The organism is Sphaerisporangium sp. NPDC088356, from assembly GCF_040685555.1.
Lineage (GTDB): Bacteria > Actinomycetota > Actinomycetes > Streptosporangiales > Streptosporangiaceae > Sphaerisporangium.
The window spans coordinates 14,405-32,770 of the sequence record NZ_JBFBIK010000084.1 but is presented as its reverse complement, the minus strand read 5'-3'; the positions used below and the strand labels follow the sequence as shown (position 1 = coordinate 32,770).

Below are 18,366 nucleotides of genomic sequence, written 5' to 3'. Positions count from 1 at the left end.
GGTCCGGCCGGGGACCGGGCGCCCGTCCCGGTCGGCCAGCCCGGTCGCCGCGTCCGGCGGAACCTGCGGCGCGCAGGGCTCCCGCCGGACCGCGGCCAGCACGTGCGGCTCGTTCAGCCGCCAGATGGCCAGCATCCGGTCCGACTCGTCCCCGCCGTTGATCGCGTCCTCCATGGCGCCGTAGAACGACGGCAGGTACTCCTCGGGGCGCGCGCCCAGCTTGGTCAGGTTGAAGTGGGCGTTACGGCGCACCAGCGGGTCGAAGGTCCAGGTGATCCGCTCCAGGCCCCGGCTGAGCGCCCAGGCGCGCTGGTGCAGCTTGAGCGCGAACCCGATCCCGCGGCCGTCCGAGGTGCCGGTGACGTGGGAGTGCAGCACGCGCCCGGCCGGGGCCGCCAAAAAGCCGACGGAAGCGCCGGCGAGCCGATCGCCCTCGTACGCTCCGACGACGTAGTTGCCCGCGTGCGACAGCGCCCGCATGAGCTCGACGGTGATGGGCGCGCCTCCCGGGTCGGGATGCCAGATGCCGTCGAAGAGCCGGAAGACGTCCTCGAACTCCTCGATGAAGTGCAGCTCGCGCAACACCACGCCGGTCATCCGAGCACCGCCTCGACCAGCCCGGCGAGCAGCTTCGTACGGCTTGGCATCTGGCTGACGAGCGTGTGCTCGTGGGCCGCGTGCGCGCCGCCGCCCACCGCGCCCAGCCCGTCAAGGGTGGGACAGCCGGCCCCCGCGGTGAGGTTGCCGTCGGAGGCGCCGCCCACGGCCGCCCCGCGCAACGGCGGCATGCCGAGGTCCTCGGCGATCCGCTGGGCGAGCTCGAACAGGCCCGCGGAGGAGGCCTCCTCCAGCGGCGGCCGGTTCGGCCCTCCGCTCACCTCCAGCCGGGTTCCGGCGAGCCGGGGGGTCAGCGCCCGCACCAGCTCGTCCACCCGCTTCTGCTCCCCGACGGTGGGGACCCGCACGTCCACCGACACCGCGGCCAGCTCGGGCACGGTGTTGATCGTCGTCCCGCCGGACAGGACGGTCGGCGTCACCGTGGTCGCGCCGTCGCCCATCGCGCCGAGCGCGAGGATCTGGTGGGCCAGCTCGATGGCCGCGTTCGCCCCCGCCCACGGTTCCAGGCCCGCGTGCGCGGCCTTTCCGTGGGCGGTGAGCCGGTAGGTGGAGATGCCCTTGCGGGCGGTCTTGAGCGCCCCACCGTCGGCGGCGGCCTCCAGCACGAACGCCGCCGCACACCCGCGCGCCGAGTCCTCGACCAGCGCGCGCGAGGACGGGGAGCCGAGCTCCTCGTCGCCGGTGACCAGCAGGCACACCCCCTCTGGGGAGGGCAGGGCGGCCAGCGCGTGGAACGCCTGCACCAGCCCCGCCTTCATGTCGAACACGCCCGGACCCCGGGCGATCCCGTCCACCAGCGACCAGGGGTGCTCGCGAAGCGTCCCGATCGGCCAGACCGTGTCGTGGTGGCCGACCAGCAGCACCCGGGGCGTGCCGAAGGTCCACCGCAGATGGCTGACCCCGTCGATCACGATCGTCTCCGGACGCGCGCCGAGCCTTCTGGATCCCTGGTCGGCGACCACCCCGGCGCTACGGGCCACCGCCTGGTGGTCGGCGGAGAAGGACTCGCAGACCACGAGCTCCTCCAGGTCCTGGAGCATCAGGCCGAGGTTCACCGTGGCCGTCCCAGCTCCGCGCGGAACAGCCGGAGCACGTTGCCGCCGACGATCCTGACGATGTCCTCCTCGGGGAGCCCCCTCTTGGTCAGGGCCTCGGTCACCAGAGGCAGGCCCCGCGGCCCGTCGAGCCCCGGCAGGACGGCCATGGCGTCGACCTCGCCGTAGCCGAGGTCCTCGCAGCAGGGAGGGGTGACGTCGCTCAGCACCTCGCGGACGAAGTCCGGGCCGAGGCCCACGTGGTCGATCCCGCCGACGCTCGCGACGTGCTCGATGTGGTCCACCAGGCGGTCCACGGTGTGCTCCGCGGGGTCGTCCGACAGGAAGGAGGGCACGAAGTTGACGCAGACCACGCCGCCGGTCGCCGCGACGCCGCGGATCTGGTCGTCGGTGAGGTTGCGGTGGTGGTCGCGCAGGGCACGGGCCGAGGAGTGGGTCGCCATCACCGGCCTGGTGGCCAGCTCCAGCACGTGCCCGACCCCGGAGGCGCCCAGATGCGAGATGTCGAAGATCATGCCCAGGCGTTCCATCTCCCGTACCGCCTCCACGCCCGCGGCGGTGAGCCTGCTGCCGGTGGCGTCCTCGCCGCTGCCGTCCGCCAGGGCCGTACGTCCCCAGTGCGCGATCGAGGCGACCCGCACGCCGAGCCGGTGCACGGTGGCCAGCAGCTCGATGTCGGCGTCCAGCCCGGGGGCGCTCTCCAGGGCCAGCACCAGGGCGATCCTGCCCTGCGCGAGCGCCTCGTCGATCTCGGCGCCGTCCACGCACAGCCGTACCGCGTCCTGGTTGCCCTCGGCGATCGTGTGCGCGCACTCGATCATGCGCAGGGTCTGCCTGAGCGCGCCCTCGGGGCGGTACTGGTCGTCGATGAAGACCGGCAGCACCTGCACGTCGACCCCGCCCTCGCGGAGCTGGGGCAGCCAGCGCTCGCGGAAGAACGACGCCCACCGCCGCGGTGGCCTGGCCGTGACGGCCATCAGCAGGTCGTTGTGGGTGTCGGCGACCACGGCGCGGTCATGAAGATCAGCGGACACGTACCAGCCCTCCGGAGGATGTTTGCCGCAACGATATGGCAAGGCGGCGCCGGTGAATTCGTCCGGTCTACCTAAGAGGACCGCGTTTTTCGTCGATTCGCCCAAGGACGCTCCCCGCCGCAGGGCGGGACCGGCCACGGCCGCCTGCCCGCGATCAGACCCCGCGCGGCCGTTCCGCGCGCCAAATCGGTGCTGGTCCCGGGGAAAGGAGTGACCAGGTCGCAGGCCCGCACGCGATCATCCTGCTTGGCTGACGCGCATGATTCAGAACCGACGTAGCAGAATCTTGGCCACGGTGGTGGCGGCGATCACGATGACCACAGGGATGGGGTCGCCGGCGCCCGCCGGCGACGCGGCCTCCAGGGTCGAGGCGTACCTGGACGGGATCCGCCAGGAGCCGGGCAGGCTCCGTGAGTTCGCCCTGGACCTGCCGAAGGGCGCCGACATCCACGCGCATCTGTCGGGCAGCGTGCCGACCAGGGGGCTTCTCGGGTCCGCCATGCGCGACGGCCTGTGCCTCGACACCACCTCCTTCGCCGCATCGGCCCCGCCGTGCCGTGCCGGGCAGCGCCCGGCCCGTGACGTGGCCACGGATACCTCTTTCGGCGACGACGTCATGCGGGCGTGGTCGATGCAGAGCTTCACTCCGGGCGGCGAGTCGGGACACGACCACTTCTTCGCGACGTTCGGCAAGTTCGGCGCCGCGGCGGCGCACAAGGGCGAGATGCTGGCCGCCTTCGCCTCCCAGGCCGCGGCCGAGAACGAGTTCGCCCTGGAGGTCATGCTGTCCCGCCAGCCGGGGGCCATCGGGGAGCTCGCCAAGAAAGTGGGATCCGACCCCGATCCGGCGCGGTTGCGCGACCGGCTGCTGGCCGGCGGCGCCATGGCCACGATCGTCAAGGCGGCGCGCGCCGACGCGGACGCGGACCTGAAGGAGATGCGCGCCACCCTCCGCTGCGACAAGGAGGGCGCCGACCCGGGCTGTGAACTGCCGCTGCGTTTCATCCTCCAGGTCACCCGCACGAACGCCCCCGAAGTCGTCTTCGCCCAGATGCTGCTCGGCTTCGAGCTGGCCGAGGCCGACCAGCGCTACGCCGGTCTCAACCTGGTCGCCCCGGAGGACGATCCGGTGGCGCTGCGCGACTACCGGCTGCACATGCGCATGCTCGGCTACCTGCGTGGCGTCTATTCCAAGGCGCACATCGCCCTGCACGCCGGTGAGCTCGTCCCGGGCATCGCTCCGGCCGGGGACCTGCGGTTCCACATCGGCGAAGCCGTACGGACGGGCAAGGCCGAGCGCGTCGGGCACGGCGTCGACATCACCGGCGAGGACGGGTCGGGGGCACTGCTGGCCGAGATGGCGCGCAAGCACGTGCTCGTCGAGATCGCCCTCACCAGCAACTGCCAGATCCTGCGGGTGTGCGGCGACCGGCACCCGTTCGCGGCGTACCGCAGGGCGGGAGTGCCCGTCACCCTCGTAACCGATGACGCGGGCATCGAGCACACCGACCTGACCAGCGAGTACACGCGGGCGATCACGACCTACGGGTTGCGCTACGCCGATGTGAAGAGCATGGCCAGGGCCGCGCTCGACCACGGCTTCCTCCAGGGCCGTAGCCTGTGGCGCGGGGCCGACGACTACGTTCCGGCACCGGAATGCGCGGGAACACCCCTCGGCGGCACGGCGCCTCCGGCCGCGTGCAAGGCCCTGCTGAAGGACAGCCCCAAGGCGAGCGCGGAATGGAACCAGGAGGCGGCCTTCACCGCCTTCGAGGACCGCTACGACGGCTGACCCCTGAACCCCCGGGGCGTCCCCGCCGGCCAGGGCCCGGCTGGCGAACGCCCGCCGGCCGTACACCAGCGGCTCGCGCAGCGGCCGTGACGGGGCGGCGTTCAGCGGCAGCGGCCGGTCGTGAAGCCGGAGATCTTCCAGGTCGCTCCGTCGAAGGGCGACATGAATTGCGACAGCAGGTCGAGGGCGTAGCCCTGCACCTGGCCTCCGGGGTCGAGCAGGCTGACCATCTGGGGCCCGTCCGCGCCGCGCAGCGTGATGGAGCCGGCCGGCCTCGCGGCGGCGAATCCCGGCTTGGTGCCGATCGTGAGGCAGGCGACCGGGGTGTCGCCGGCCTTGAGCGCCTGCCTGGCGCTGATGGGCCGCGTGCGCTGGTCGTAGCGCCGGAACTCCAGCGACGTGGCGGGGCCGAGCTTCAGCGTGTCCTTGAAGAGATTCTCGCCGATGCCGCGGGCGATGCGCACGTCGAGCTGCACGTCCGGTTTGAGATCGATGCCGGCCGCGCGGATGTCGACGTGATCGTATCCACCTTCGAATCCGGGGGAGATGTACCCGAGCTCGCGGGGGGCCCGCATTCCGAAGGGAATCCGGCCGGGGCGGATCTTCAGCCACGACATACCGTGGACGCCCAGCGAGACGTCTTCGATCCTGCTCTGGTCGAGCGCGAAGCCGCCGTCCATCTGGAAGGAGAAGAAGCCGGTCGTGTACGGGATGTCCTTCCGCACCGCCACCCGCTGCCGCTTCACCGGAGCCAGGGACAGGCCCGCGTGCACCTCCAGGAGCCTGGTCGCTACGGGCTTTGAAGCCAAATCAACCGATAAATCGGGATTTATCCGGGCGGTGGTGTCGGAGGCCAGGTCCTTGACGACGAACGACGCGTCGAGCAGCTCACCCCGCTGTGGCCGGTACACCCGTGACACCAGCGCGCCCTCGACCGCGAAGAGCCCGTCGAGCGTGTTCACAGGACGGCCGCTCGGGCACGCTGACCTTCGCGTCCGGCGGGACCGCGATCGCCGGCACAGGGCCGATCTTCGGCTTGCCCCCTTTGGGTGCGGAGTTGATGGTCTCTCCGGCGGGAGCGAGCACCTTGGCCGGCGACGGCGGGGGGCCGGCGTGGGCGGGCACGGGGACGGTCAGTACGACGGGACCGGCCAGGGAAAGGGACGCGGAGACCAGGACCCGCACCAGTGGGTGCCGTCGGAGACGCGGCATGAGTAGCTCTCCCCGTAGTTCGGATCGCCGGCCGGGAAACACGGAAGGGAAGAGCCGATCATAGGCTGACACTTGCCGTCAAACCGAGAAAAATCATCTGAATATCTGGCACGCACAGCATGGTGGATCCCTGGCGGGTGCGGTGCCTGGAGATCCGCGGCGTGGGCGAGGCGATCGGGCATCCCGTGGACTCCGTGGCCAGAATGAGCGGACCCATCATCCGTATCCATCCCAAGCGGATCATCGGCTTCGACCTCGAGAACACCGGCCTCGAGAACACCGGCCTCGAGCCGCACGATCTCGTCCCGGACAGACACGACGGCCCTGGACTGGCGTGGCCGACGTGAGCTGCGTCGATGCGTGAATCGATATCGACCTCATCCGGATACCGATATTAGACATTTGCGGTTGTGACCTGATTTGCTCCTGTCCTTTGGCGGGCGAGAGCAAGGACGACATCACATGCGGGGCGGGGAACGGCCGGGGGCCGTATCGAAGATCGCGCGCCTTGCCGCCGTGGGGACGGCGGCGGGCGTGCTGGTCGCGGGGATCGCGTTGCCGGCCGTGGGAGGCGCGGGCTTCGGAATCGTTTCGGCGACCAACGAGGTGAACCTCAAGCCCAAGGACCTCGTCGAGCCACCACCGGCCGAGGTCACGATCGTGCAGGACGTCAGGGGCGACGAGATCGCGCGGTTCTACGAGGAGTACCGCCAGGTCGTCAAGCTCGACCAGATGGCCGAGGTCATGAAGACGGCGATCATCTCGATCGAGGACTACCGGTTCTACGAGCATGGCGCGATCGACATCGAGGGCACGATCCGCGCGCTGGCCAGGAACCTGGCGGCCGGCGGGGTGAGCCAGGGCGGGTCGAGCATCACCCAGCAGTACGTCAAGCAGGTGCTGCTCAACTCCGCCGACACCGACCAGGAGAAGAACAAGGCGCTGGAGGCCAGCTACGCGCGCAAGCTCAACGAGCTGCGCTACGCGATGGCGGTCGAGCAGAAGTACACCAAGGACGAGATCCTGGAGAAGTACCTCAACATCGCCTACTTCGGCGCCGGCGCCTATGGCGTGGAGGCGGCGGCCAAGCGGTTCTTCGGCGTCGAGGCGAGCGAGCTCACCCTGCCGCAGGCGGCGACGCTGGCGGGCGCCGTGCAGGATCCCAACGCCACCGACCCCAACCTGGGCAAGAAGCAGCGTGAGCGGCTGCTGAACCGCCGCGACGTCGTACTGCACCGCATGGCCGAGCTGGTCAAGATCACCCCGTCCGAGGAGGCGGGGGCGAAGGCCACCAAGCTCGGCTACAAGGGCACGAAGCTGCCCGGCGGCTGCGAGGCCAGCGAGTACCCGTACTTCTGCGTCTACGTCCGCGAGGAGATCCTGAGCAACCCCGACTTCGGCAAGACGGCCCAGGCCCGCCAGGAGTTCCTTGACCGGGGCGGCCTGACGATCAAGACCACGATCGACCCGGCCACGCAGGCGGCGGCGGACCAGGCGATCAGGAAGTGGGTCCACCCCTCCGACGATCCCGTCGCGGCCGAGGCCCTGGTCCAGCCGGGCACCGGGGCGATCAAGGCCATGGCGGCCAGCCGGACGTACGGCCGGAGCAGGTCAAAAAACCAAATCTCCTACAACCTCGTGGCGGATGCCGCGCACGGCGGCGGCGTCGGCTTCCAGGCCGGTTCCACCTTCAAGACGTTCACGCTGCTCAACGCCCTGCAGAAGGGCATGAAGCTCGACGACGGGTTCAGCGCCGGCGCCGGCTACCGTTCCCCGGGCTACTCGGCGTTCAAGAACTGCGAGGGCGAGAGCGTCGGCGACCCGACCCACACCGTCACCAACGACGAGGGCAGCCCCGGCTGGAAGACCCTGCGTACCGGCACCTGGCAGTCGGTGAACACGTTCTTCATGATGCTGGAGCAGAATGTCGGGCTCTGCGACACGGTCAAGACCGCCAAGTCGCTGGGCATCCACCGCTCCGACGGGCAGAAGCTCCAGGAGTACGAGACGTTCACGCTCGGCATCAACGAGATGGACCCGGTGACCGTGGCCAACGCGTACGCCGCGATCGGCGCGCGCGGCAAGTACTGCGCGCCCATGGCGATCAGCCAGATCACCGACAGGTATGGCAAGACCACCGAGTACCGCCCGAAGTGCCGGCAGGCGATCGATCCCGAGGTCGCCGATGCGGCGGCCGAGGTGCTGTCCGGCGTGTTCACCAACGGCACGATGCGGGCCGTCGGCGGCATCGGCCGTGACGCGGCGGGCAAGACCGGCACCACCGACAGCTACGCCACCGCCTGGTTCGCCGGGTTCACCCCCGACCTCGCCGGCGCGGTCAGCATCGGCGACCCGCGCGGCTCGCAGGACCACAAGCTGAGCGGCGTCACGATCGGCGGCCGGTACTACGGGGCGGTCTTCGGCGCCACCATCCCCGGTCCCATCTGGAAGCAGACGATGCTCGCGGCACTGAGGAAGGTCGAGCCGACGCCGTTCACCCCGGTCGACCCGGCCCGCTTCGGCGGCTGCGGCCAGAGCTGCCGTCCCACCGCGCCTCCGTCGGCCGACGTCACCCGGCCCGGCGACTGACGCGCCGCCGGCCGGGCCCACTACGGGCAGGCCAGGATGCGGCGGAACCTCGACCGCGGGACGGCCAGAGGTCGGATGCGGGGAGAGAGCGCGGAGGTCAGGCGCTGAGTGTGGGGGTCTGGCCGGTCAGCCGGAGGGGGATCGTCTCGGCGTCGACCTGGCCGTTCGAATGCCTGCCGCTTCGCTGCTCGCCGATGCCATCGGTCGGAATGCGGGTCACGATGGGAATTGATCGGCTTGGCGGTGCTGGATTACACAAAGTACTTGCTTATTTATTTCAAGGTCAATTGTTGGTCGAATTTGGATTCGTAGGGTTTTCTTATTTGTCAGTCCCAGGTGGTGCCGGGGGTGCGGGAGTAGCCGTCCCAGGTGGTCCCGGCGGCGCGGGAGTCCCAGGTGGTGCCGGCGGCGCGGGAGTCCCAGGTGGTGCCGGCCGAACGCTTGGAGGTGGTGGAGTTCGTCATTTCTTCGTCTCTTTTCTCGCGGGCTGTGTATTTGTTCTCGCACAAACAACTCTGCGGGAATGACAACCCACAAACCAGACGAATGGACGGCAGCAAGCTGCCCTCCCGTGACCACTTCCTGCCACCCGCACGCCAGACCTGCCTCCCCGAGGCATACCGGCGACATCACCGCAGATGACAGCACCCGCCCATCGACGACATCAGCGCGGCCGGCGAGCGGCACGTCGCCGGGCGCCTTTCAGCGCATGGTGAAGGTATTACCTGGTGGAGAGGCGTCGGTTGGTTCTTCCCGACGGTTGTGCGGGGAGTGGCCTCATCTAGGAGGTAATGCCATGGCAGACAGCAAAACGATGCCCGAGCTCCTCGACGAGAACGATGTGGTCGGGCTGTTGCTCCACCAGCACGCCATGATCCGCGACCTGTTCGCCGAGGTGAAACGGGCGACCGGAGGGGCGAGAGCCGAGTCCTTCGAGCGGCTGGTGCGGCTGCTGGCCGTGCACGAGACGGCCGAGGAGGAGATCGTCCATCCTTATGCCCGGCGCAAGCTCGACGGGGGAGAGGCCATCGTCGACGAGCGCCTCCGGGAGGAGAACGAGGCCAAGCAACTGCTCACGCTCATGGAGGAGCGGGGTACCGAGGACCCCTCCTTCTCCTCGCACCTGGAGAAGCTCCGCCTGGCCGTGACCGAGCATGCCCGGGCGGAAGAGCGCTACGAGTTCGCCCAGCTCGTCAGGGAGACGACCGAGGCCGAGCGGCGGGCGATGGCTCTCGGGGTGAAGGCCGCCGAAGCCGTCGCGCCGACGCACCCGCATCCCGGGGTGGAGACCGCGACCGAGAACATCGTGGTGGGCACTCCGGCCGCCATCATGGACCGGGCTCGCGACCTCATCCGCCAGGCGATGGGCAAGAAGTAGCGAGAAGACTGACCGGACGCCGGGGGCGGCGTACGGTTCGCGCGGTCGACAGGACGCGAGCCATGCGCGCCCCCGGCCTTCCTGGATGGTGACGTCAGGTGACGGGGCGGGTGGAGGTCACGCCCGCCTCAGCCGTGCCTGCCGCCGGGCGGGATCCCGCTGTCAGGGGCCCCACCCGGTCAGCGGCTGACGCGGCCGTCGAACGCCTTTTGCGCGGCGGTGCTCAGGGCGCGCTGGAGTTCGTTGGCCGGAAACGGCGTTCGCTTGTCCTCGGTGAACAGGCGGCGGTGGAACCCGTCCAGGATGACGGCGGCCGGGGCATGCCGGTCGATGATCGCGGCTATCTCGGGCGGGACGCCGTCGGGTCGTCGACCTGCCGTCCACTCACGCAGGAAGGTCTCGTGTCCGGCGTCGCCGCGCATGCCGACCGGCAGACGGTGGCGGAGCATGTGGCTCGCGGTGTGGCAGCGGTCGTACGCGAGATGGTCGGAGAGGAACGCGGCCTCGGCCGCCGACAGCTCGAACCCGGAGCTCAGCGCAAGTCCGAAGTCCGCGAAGTAGAGCAGCCGGCCGTCGGTTAGGACATTGGAGAAATGGGCGTCGAAGTGGACGAGCCCACGAGAGCTCATGAAGGCGGTCCCACGGGCCAGGGCCTCCTCCACCCACGGGTAGGTGGCGCCCTCCTGAGCGGCATCTTGAACGTCGTTCAGCCACGTGGCGAGGGTGTGCGGTACGTGTTCCAGGAAGAGCACCAGGCTGGAGGAGGACCGGCCGATGGCCTCCAACCGCTCCCGTACGGCCGGTGACCCCTCCCAGTGCGCGACGGCACCGTCCACGTCCCCGAACTCGCCGGCGAACCCCTCGGGAGGGGTGTCGGGCAGGACCCGCCAGTGATACATCAGCGGAAACCCGTCGTACTCGTTCGCGAGAACCCAGTTGGTGGTCATGACGTGCACGGCCAGCTCGCGCCACGCCCCGAAACCGGCGGAGCCCAGCCCGTACTGGTAGAACATCGGCAGCCCGAAGAGGTTCGCCGTCGACCGCACGTTCTCCGGCCGGGACTCGACGTCCGTCAGGGGGACTCGCTTGACGAAGACCCGCGTCCCTTCGATGTCCAGCTCGGCCGACCTGCCGCCGATGCCGGATCCGAGCGCGGCCCCCGCAGCCACGGCCTCACCGAGCCGGCGGTCGCTCATCAAGGACAGATGCGCGGAAACCTTGCCGTACGTGGACAGGCGTCCGGCGTGTCGCGGCTCTGGGTGGCGCATCGACGGCTCCTTGGTGATCTCTCGCGACGCTTCTACCAGCGGTCCCAATCAGGACTTCCTCGCGGGCCACGCGCCTGGCGGAGCCCCGGCGCGACAGCCAAGGCGTGTCAGGCGAGGCCGGCGTCGTGGGCGAGCAGGGCGATCTGGGTTCGGTTGTCCAGGTCGAGTTTGGTGAGGATGTGGGAGACGTGGGCCTTGACCGTGGCCACGCTCATGAACAGCTCCGCGGCGATTTCGGCATTGCTGCGGCCCTGGGCCACGGCGAGGACGACATCGTTCTCGCGAGGGCTGAGGGTGGCCAGCGCGGTGCGGGCCCGCTGGTAGGCGCCGGCCTGGACGGCCGCGCGGTCCATGAGCCGGCGGGTGATGCGAGGGGACAGCATCGGCTCTCCGGCGGCGACCCGGCGGACCGCCTCGACGATCTGCGCGGGCGGGGTGTCCTTGATCAGGAAGCCGCTGGCGCCGGCGCGCAGCGCGTGCAGGATGTTCTCGTCGGTGTCGAAGGTGGTCAGCACGATGACCTCGGGCGGGTGCTGCCGGCGCCGTAACCGGCGGGTGGCGGTGATGCCGTCCACACGTGGCATCCGCAGGTCCATGAGCACGACATCGGGGGCGTGCGCGTCGACGGCCGCGAGCACCTCGTCGCCGTCCGCGGCCTCGCCCACCACGGCGATGCCGTGGATCCCATCGAGCATCATCGACAGCCCGGCGCGCACGAGGGCGTCATCGTCGACCAGGAGTACGCGCAGCGGATGGTTCACGCCGGCCATGGTAGCCAGGCGTGCAGGTGGAACTCGGCGGCGGTCGTCTCGTGGTCGAGCCGCCCGCCGGCGAGGTGCACCCTCTCGGTGAGCCCGACCAGACCGGTGCCGGCGCCGGGGGTGAGCGGCGAGGCGGCCCCGCGCTCCGGCAGCGGGTTGCGGATATCGATCACGAGCCGGGCACCGGGACGGCCCTCCAGCACCACCTGGACCGGCTGACCGGCGGCGTGCTTGCGTGCGTTGGTCAGACCCTCCTGCACGACACGGTAAGCGGTGCGGCCCGCGGAGGGGGGCAAGGCGGACGGATCGACCACCCCGTCACGCAGCTGCACCTGCCCCCCGGCGTCGCGGGACTCGTCGACCAGCCGGGGGAGGTCGGCGAGCATGGGCTGTGGCCATCCATCCTGGTCACCGTCCTCGTCGCGTAGCAGGCTGATCACTTCGCGGAGCTCGTCGAGCGCCTGGTGAACCCCGGCCCGGACCACGCCGGCCGCGCGGGAGAGCTGCTCGGGCGGGGAGTCCGGGCGGTACTCCAGCGCACCCGAGTACGTGGCCAGCAGGGACAGGCGATGGGCCAGCACGTCGTGCATCTCGCGGGCGATCCGGGTGCGCTCCAGCATCCGGGCTTCCGCCACCCGCCGGCCCTGCTCGGCCTCGGCACGGCGGGCGCGTTCGCGCAGCGATGTGACGACCGCCCGCCGCGCCTGGGCCAGCGCGCCCCACCCGACCAGCGCGCCGTAGCCGAAGGTGACCAGGACCAGCCACCAGCCGAACGAGATCCCTCCGTTGGGACGCCACAGACCCTGCGCCACGTGCGCCGCGATCCCCGCGAGGGCCGTCGCGGCCGCGACCGGGAAACCGCGCCGCTGGGCGACCTGTAGAGCGCCAAGGGTGGCGGGCGGGGTGGCCGCCGGCGACAGCGCGGCCAGCACGGCGAGCGCCAGCGCGCCGCCGACCGGCCGCCACAGCAGGATGGGCGACAGGACGCACCCCAGCACCCCGGACACGATGTCCAGGGCCAGCAGCTCGTTCGCCGGGTGCCGGTCGGCCAGGCCCCAGATGGTCGGCACGACGAGGGCGGCCATGCCGACGACCACGATTGCCACGATGGCGGCGCCGCGGGGGACGCGCCGGCGCGGGGACTCCGCCTCCACGTCGCAGTGGTTCTCGCCGTTCACGCCGCCAAGGCTAGCTCCGGGGGCCGGGGCGCCGACACCTACCAAAGTCGGTACCCGGGTCCACCGCGGTCGTACCCGCCGCCGCCACGCGCCCGATGCGGCGGCGGCGCCGCGGCGGCGAGGCTGTGGGCGTGAACCAGACGGGGCTCGCCGCGGCTGCCATCAGCGGATGGCTTGCGGGACGGCCGCCCGTCATCGAAAAGGGGAAACGCATGGTCGGCGAAACCACTCCTACTCGCGTCGTGTCGGCCGCTCCGCGTCGCGCGCTGACAGTGGCGGGCGCGGCCGTCGCGGCGCTCGCCGCCTGGGCGCTGGCCGGCCCGGTGGCCGGAGTCGGCCTCGACGTCCAGGTCGGCGGGGCGGTCCAGCACGTCGAACCGGTCGCGGTCGTGGTGGCGGCCCTGCTCGCCGGGCTGGCGGCCTGGGCGCTGCTCGCGTTGCTGGAGCGGACCACGCGGCGTCCGGGGCTGGTCTGGACGGTCATCGCGTTCGCGGTGCTCGTACTGTCGCTGCTGGGGCCGCTCGGCGCCGTCGACACCGCGAGCGTGGTGTCGCTGGCCGGCATGCACCTGGTCGTCGCCGCGGTGCTCATCCCGGGTCTGGGGGGTTCGGCGCGCGACAGGTGAACCCTGCCCGGGTGGTCACGGCGAAGCCTCCCAGGCTCCGCGGGGGAGGGCCTGGGAGGCTTCGCGGTCGTGACTAGTAGCGTTCCGCCACACCTGAGTTGATCTCGGTGAGCGCCAGGGTGGCGTCGGTGTAGCGGAGCAGGTTGGACAGGGTGGGCGGCTGGGCCAGGGTGGCCTGCGCGTAGCGGACGGCGTCGCCGACCGTGTTCAGGTGCAGGCGCTGGGTGGTGACCGTACGGACGGCGGTGCCCGCGTTGATCCGGCGGGACGCCATGTTGAACGTGCCGGCCAGCAGTTCCGCGCCCAACGCGCGTGGCTGCGTCGCCGGCAGGAACAGGACGGCCGAGGCCTCCTGCTGGGACAGCGCGCCGTTGGCGGCGGAGCCGTCGGCCCCGTCGAAGCGGGTGTCGGTGGCCTGGACGCGGGCCAGCACCTCCGCTGTACGCAGGTCCGGCCGCAGCCCCCACAGGGTCGAGAGCATCGGCAGCCTGCTGGGCGCGACCGCGGTGATCGAGGTCCGCGCCGATCCCGTGGCCGGGGTGAACGTGCAGCCGTTCGCCCCGCCGTAGGACAGGCTCGCCGTGCCGGTCACCTGGGTCCCCGCCTCCATCAGCAGGGTGGGCCGCGCGGTGAACGTGATGGTGCCCGACGCGCCGGCGGCGACCGTTGCGAGGTTCCAGGTCAGCGTCGTGGTGCCGTCGGCGTTCCTGGTCACGGTCGCCGGGCGTGGCCCCGCGCCCTGGTCGAGTGCCTGGCTGTAGTAGACGCCGGCGGGCAGCGTGTACTTCAGCGTGGCCCCGGTGGCGGACGCGGTGCCGGTGTTGCGGTGGCCGACCGTGTAGGTGACCGCCTCGCCCGCGTTCACGGAGGTGGTCGCCGTGGCGGTCACCGCCATGACGGGCGCGTGGACCTTGGTGACGGCCGTGGCCGTGTTGTCGGCCAGCGTCTCGTCCAGCTCGGCCTCCCCGTCGGCGTTCTTGCCGGTGACCTTGGCGGTGCTGGTCAGCGTGCTGCCGTCGATGGCCGTACAGGGCACCGTGTACGTGAACGTCTCGGTGGCCGTCTGGCCGTGCGCCAGGTCGCTCAGCTGCCGGGTGACCGGGTCGCCCACGGGTGGCGTGAACGTGACCGAGGTCGCGGTGGACTTGCTTGCCCCCTTGTTGCCGATCGTCACGGTGGCGGTCACCGTGTCGCCGCCGGCGGCGTCGGGCTTGTCGACGGTGATGCCCGCGGTCAGGTCGACCGCGTCCACGCGGAGTACGGCGTCACCGGTCAGCTCGGGCACGTTCGGGCCGTGCACGCCGTCGGAGAAGTAGCGGCTGTTGGTGAAGTCGTAGACCAGGCGGTCCCAGTCGGGGTTGCTGAGCAGCGTCTCGTCGCTTGCGGCCTTGTCGCAGTCCGGGCCAAGAGCCGTGATGCGGTTGATGTTGGCGCTCGCGTGAGCAGAGAACGGCGGTCCGTCGCCGGTCCAGTCGATCGGGTCGTCCGCCGGGCCCTTGCTCACCACGCCGCCGACGCCGTAGATGACTGGGCGGACGACGCCCGCGAGTCCCGGGTCCTTGATCTCGTCGAGGTCGGTCTCGTCCAGGTTCGCCTTGCCGAACCGCTGGTAGTCGAGGGGGCGGCCGGGGTCGATGCCCGCGAACTGCCAGGAGTAGCTCATGACGCTCTGATAGTTGGGCTTGCAGTTGACCAGGTCGGCGGTCCCGTTGCCGTAGCGGCCGCCGTGGCCGAGGCCGAAGGTGTGGCCGATCTCGTGCAGCAGCGTCGCCTGCTCGGCGGCGGCCCGCCCGCCGACCTCGCCGAACATCTTCGTGGTCCAGCGGCCGAGGGACACGACGAAGTCGTTGGAGCCCCGGTCGTCCAGCTCCGCCCGGCCCGAGGTGGTCCCGCTGCCGGTCAGGCCGTTGATGAAGATCCCGTAGCGGAAGTGCAGCCGCTTGTACAGCATGATCTTGTCGCACAGCGGGCTGGACCGGTCCCCGTCCGTGCCGAAGTTGCCGGTGGCGTCCGTCCCGCAGGCCTTGGCCGGATTGCCCTGCTTGAGGTCGTCGAAGTCGTCGTACGTGCCGGGGGCGCGGGTGTCGCCGAAGTCGATCGCCTCGGCGTACGGGAGCTCCTCGTCCGGTATCAGGTGCAGTGCCAGGCCGTCGGCATGGGTCTGGGGGTTGGTGACCAGGGCGTCCGAGAACACCTGCTCGACTCTGGACAGCACGCCGTCCTGCGGCTTCTCGCCGCGCATCCAGTCGATCTCGGCGTAGATGTCGCGCCGGGTGGGATCGGCGCCGAGGTCGGGCAGCGACAGGTCCACGATGTTGTCATCGTTGAAGTCGACGCCGCGGTACTCCTCGTAGTCGGTGTAGCCGTCCCCGTCGGAGTCGGTCCCGCTGTTCGGGGTGATCTCGATGCACACCTCAACGGCGGGCTGCGGGTCGCTTCCGAAGATCCCGCCGCCCGGCTCGCCGTTGCCGGTGACGCACTGCACGGAGGAGGTCATGTCGCCCGAGACGGTGCCGTGGATCATGTTGACCTTGAACCGGGTGTAGGGGTCGCCCGCCCGGGGGGAGGTGTCGGCCCAGTCGTCGCCCGAAGTGGAGTCGTGGTCCTTGATCAGGACGGAGATGTCCTGGTCGAGGACCGTGGTCGGGACCTGCTGGGTCAGCGTCCAGAACGGGGCCACCTGAACCTGGTCCTCGGCCGCTCTGGGAGTGGTGAACGTGGGGAAGCCGGCGAAGGTGATCTCCCCGTAGAAGTCGGGTGCGCTCTCCCCGGCGCTCTCGAGGCCTTCGTTCCGGCAGGGATCGACGCAGCTCACCAGGAGGATGCGTACGGTCAGCGGCTGCGTGTTCGCCGCCGCTCTGGCGGGTGTCGTGGTGATGGTCAGGCCCAGGGCGATGACGAGCAGGGCGAGGGCCGCACGTAGGGGACGGATCGACATACCGCAACCATCCGGGCGTATGGACCGATCCAGCATGAGTAGCCCCCTACTCAATCCACCATTTCGGTACCGCGCCCGGGATCCGTCATCCCCGGCGACGCCGCAGCAGGAGGCCGGTGGTGGCGGTCAGGAGGAGAAGCGAGCCGGTCAGTACGAGGATTCGCCCGTCGGGTCCCACGTCACCGCCGCCGCCGGTCTCCGCCGCCCCCGCCGGGGTCTTGGTCACTCTGGTGTTCCCGACCGCCTCGGCTTCGGGCTCCGTTTCGGTCGCGGTCGCGCTCGCCGTTTCGGTCGCGGTGACGGTGTGGGTTGGCCGTGGGCTCGTGGCGGTCGGGGTGGGAGTGGTCGTCTGGCCGCCACCGGTGACTGTGAGGGTGTAGGTCGTCAGGTCGCCTGGGTTGTGTACCTCACACTTGATCGACGGCGTGGTGGGCAGGGGTCCGAAATTGATGGCCGCTGGCTTCACCGTCCCCGTGCCCGCGTTGGACGCGGTCGTCTTCAGGCCGACCACGTCCGTCGGCAGCGGAATGACCTCACCCGCGCTGACCGCGCCTAGCGTGCCTACGCCGGTGGCGGAGGTCAGCTTGGTGATCCCGCTGATGGACGCGTACGCGTACAGGTTGAGGCCATCGGTCAGTCCTTCGGCGGGCGCCTTCAGCTCGAAGCCGTCGACGTAGGTGCCGTGCCAGCCGATGGTCATCTGTTGGTCCGTCGTGGCGGCGACCGGCATCGTCAGCTCGACCTTGACCTTGACGACCTGCGTCAAGGGCGTCCCGGTGGTGGCGCATCCGTACTCCACGACGTCGGTGGCGACACGCGAACCATCCCGCACCTTGGGGACGGCGGCGTGCGCCGGGTGCCAGAAGGACAGGACCAGGCCGCCGGCGAGGGCGGCCACAGGGAGGAGCATGCGGACGCGCAAGGCGACTACTGTTAGGGACACATGGGGCACTAGGGAAAGACGCGGCGCGAGCACGCTCGGTTGTCGCCGGATGGGACGATGTGCGCATGCCCTTACCGCGGCGGGGCCGAAGACATGGATCCGGCTGGACGCCGGGGTGCGCTCGCGGATGTACGGCCATCGCGATCCGCGTGTCACGCTGGCGCATGTCCTACGTGCGATGCCGAACCCTCTCGCGGTCGCACTGAGCGCCTGCGGGCGAGACGGTCGCCAGCGTGAGATTTCAGGTCTCGCTGGATGCCGGACGGCGCGCGTCCGGCCCTGGCGTTCCGGTCGGGTTCCACGCGTCACAGGTGGATAAGGCTGCCCTGGTGGTCGATGTGGTCGGCGGTCTCGTCGTCGAACCACACTCCGCCGCTGCCGAGGTAGCGGAACCTGTGAACGCCCGGGGGGAGGATCACCGAGACGGTACGGGTGCTGTCGCTACGGCGCCGCAGTTCATGGCGTCCGGGGCACCAGTCGTTGAAGTCGCCCACGACGCTGACGATGCCCGAGGGCTGGGACGCGGGCAAGGCGAACGTGACGCGGGTCTTCCGGCCGAAAAGGCGGTTGCGCTTGAGCATCGAGGATCCTCCCGGGTGGTGACGATCCCACCTTTCCGTAACGCCATGCATGGGAGATATACGGACACGAGTGATGTAACACAGTTTTCACGCCTTCTTCCTAACCCACCAGGAGGGCCGCAGAGCCGCTGATGTGGTCGGCACCCACGCCCGGCTGCTGTTCGGGATCGGCCAACGCGGACGCCGAGCGGCAGCCCAGCCGTTCGCGGACGTGAAGTGTGACGACGGCAACGTGTGGGTGAACCGTGCAGGACGAGGCGGGCCAGCCGGACCGGCCGTACGTCTTCGTGGCCGCGAACGACGGGCATCTGTGGTCCAACTGGTCGAACGGCACCGCCGGGGAGTTCGTTATCTCTCACCCAGTAGGAGCTCCGGGCATGTCCCGGATGTGAC

Annotated in this window: 17 protein-coding genes; 5 read left to right on the top strand and 12 right to left on the bottom strand. The window is 70.4% G+C overall.

Annotated elements, in window-relative coordinates:
* The 3 genes from AB0O34_RS26055 to AB0O34_RS26045 all read right to left on the bottom strand — a co-directional run.
* Window positions 1–597 (bottom strand): GNAT family N-acetyltransferase (locus tag AB0O34_RS26055; RefSeq protein WP_363919586.1); only part of this gene is annotated, 597 nt, incomplete at its 3' end.
* Complete coding sequence (locus tag AB0O34_RS26050; protein ID WP_363919584.1) at window positions 594–1,673, bottom strand: M20/M25/M40 family metallo-hydrolase; 1,080 nt, start codon at window positions 1,671–1,673, stop codon at window positions 594–596. The genes AB0O34_RS26055 and AB0O34_RS26050, both read right to left, overlap by 4 nt.
* Window positions 1,670–2,707, bottom strand: coding sequence for a dipeptidase (locus AB0O34_RS26045; protein WP_363919582.1), 1,038 nt, complete (start codon window positions 2,705–2,707; stop codon window positions 1,670–1,672). Before AB0O34_RS26045 ends, AB0O34_RS26050 begins: the two co-directional genes overlap by 4 nt.
* 295 nt (window positions 2,708–3,002) lie before the next feature.
* Between AB0O34_RS26045 and AB0O34_RS26040 the strand changes: the two genes are divergently transcribed.
* Complete coding sequence (locus tag AB0O34_RS26040) at window positions 3,003–4,499, top strand: hypothetical protein (RefSeq protein ID WP_363919588.1); 1,497 nt, start codon at window positions 3,003–3,005, stop codon at window positions 4,497–4,499.
* Window positions 4,500–4,600: 101 nt separating this feature from the next.
* On the opposite strand, the gene AB0O34_RS26035 is transcribed toward AB0O34_RS26040, so the two are convergent.
* Window positions 4,601–5,461: a hypothetical protein gene (locus tag AB0O34_RS26035; RefSeq protein WP_363919580.1), complete on the bottom strand. Its 861-nt coding sequence runs from the start codon at window positions 5,459–5,461 to the stop codon at window positions 4,601–4,603.
* A 411-nt stretch (window positions 5,462–5,872) separates the two neighbouring features.
* Between AB0O34_RS26035 and AB0O34_RS26030 the strand changes: the two genes are divergently transcribed.
* The gene (locus AB0O34_RS26030; RefSeq protein WP_363919578.1) at window positions 5,873–6,058 is read left to right on the top strand and encodes a hypothetical protein; all 186 of its coding nucleotides are present in this window, start codon (window positions 5,873–5,875) and stop codon (window positions 6,056–6,058) included.
* Between the two features lie 115 nt (window positions 6,059–6,173).
* Window positions 6,174–8,300, top strand: a complete 2,127-nt coding sequence (locus AB0O34_RS26025; RefSeq protein ID WP_363919576.1) for a transglycosylase domain-containing protein — start codon at window positions 6,174–6,176, stop codon at window positions 8,298–8,300.
* A 97-nt stretch (window positions 8,301–8,397) separates the two neighbouring features.
* Here AB0O34_RS26025 and AB0O34_RS26020 read toward each other — a convergent pair whose 3' ends face one another.
* Together AB0O34_RS26020 and AB0O34_RS26015 are read right to left on the bottom strand one after the other, a co-directional pair.
* Entirely contained in the window at window positions 8,398–8,520 is a 123-nt protein-coding gene (locus tag AB0O34_RS26020) for a hypothetical protein (RefSeq protein ID WP_363919574.1), read from the bottom strand.
* Between the two features lie 106 nt (window positions 8,521–8,626).
* Window positions 8,627–8,764 carry a hypothetical protein gene (locus AB0O34_RS26015; protein WP_363919572.1) on the bottom strand — a complete coding sequence of 46 codons (138 nt, stop codon included), beginning with the start codon at window positions 8,762–8,764 and terminating at the stop codon, window positions 8,627–8,629.
* Window positions 8,765–9,096: 332 nt separating this feature from the next.
* Here AB0O34_RS26015 and AB0O34_RS26010 point away from each other — a divergent pair, with 332 nt between their 5' ends.
* Window positions 9,097–9,678, top strand: coding sequence for a hemerythrin domain-containing protein (locus AB0O34_RS26010; protein ID WP_363919570.1), 582 nt, complete (start codon window positions 9,097–9,099; stop codon window positions 9,676–9,678).
* A gap of 179 nt (window positions 9,679–9,857) precedes the next feature.
* Here the strand turns inward: AB0O34_RS26010 and AB0O34_RS26005 are convergent, their stop codons facing one another.
* From AB0O34_RS26005 to AB0O34_RS25995, 3 genes are all read right to left on the bottom strand, one after another.
* Window positions 9,858–10,946, bottom strand: a complete 1,089-nt coding sequence (locus tag AB0O34_RS26005; RefSeq protein ID WP_363919568.1) for a protein kinase family protein — start codon at window positions 10,944–10,946, stop codon at window positions 9,858–9,860.
* 107 nt (window positions 10,947–11,053) lie between these two features.
* Window positions 11,054–11,716, bottom strand: coding sequence for a response regulator transcription factor (locus tag AB0O34_RS26000; protein WP_363919566.1), 663 nt, complete (start codon window positions 11,714–11,716; stop codon window positions 11,054–11,056).
* On the bottom strand, window positions 11,704–12,885 hold the full coding sequence (locus AB0O34_RS25995; protein ID WP_363919564.1) for a histidine kinase: 1,182 nt from the start codon (window positions 12,883–12,885) through the stop codon (window positions 11,704–11,706). Before AB0O34_RS25995 ends, AB0O34_RS26000 begins: the two co-directional genes overlap by 13 nt.
* Window positions 12,886–13,097: 212 nt before the next feature.
* Between AB0O34_RS25995 and AB0O34_RS25990 the strand changes: the two genes are divergently transcribed.
* Window positions 13,098–13,511, top strand: a complete 414-nt coding sequence (locus AB0O34_RS25990; protein ID WP_363919562.1) for a DUF6069 family protein — start codon at window positions 13,098–13,100, stop codon at window positions 13,509–13,511.
* A 73-nt stretch (window positions 13,512–13,584) separates the two neighbouring features.
* Here the strand turns inward: AB0O34_RS25990 and AB0O34_RS25985 are convergent, their stop codons facing one another.
* From AB0O34_RS25985 to AB0O34_RS25975, 3 genes are all read right to left on the bottom strand, one after another.
* The gene (locus AB0O34_RS25985; protein WP_363919560.1) at window positions 13,585–16,449 is read right to left on the bottom strand and encodes a CARDB domain-containing protein; all 2,865 of its coding nucleotides are present in this window, start codon (window positions 16,447–16,449) and stop codon (window positions 13,585–13,587) included.
* Between the two features lie 85 nt (window positions 16,450–16,534).
* Window positions 16,535–17,392, bottom strand: coding sequence for a hypothetical protein (locus tag AB0O34_RS25980; protein WP_363919558.1), 858 nt, complete (start codon window positions 17,390–17,392; stop codon window positions 16,535–16,537).
* Window positions 17,393–17,697: 305 nt separating this feature from the next.
* Entirely contained in the window at window positions 17,698–17,973 is a 276-nt protein-coding gene (locus tag AB0O34_RS25975; RefSeq protein WP_363919556.1) for an isoamylase early set domain-containing protein, read from the bottom strand.
* Window positions 17,974–18,366: the final 393 nt, after the last annotated feature.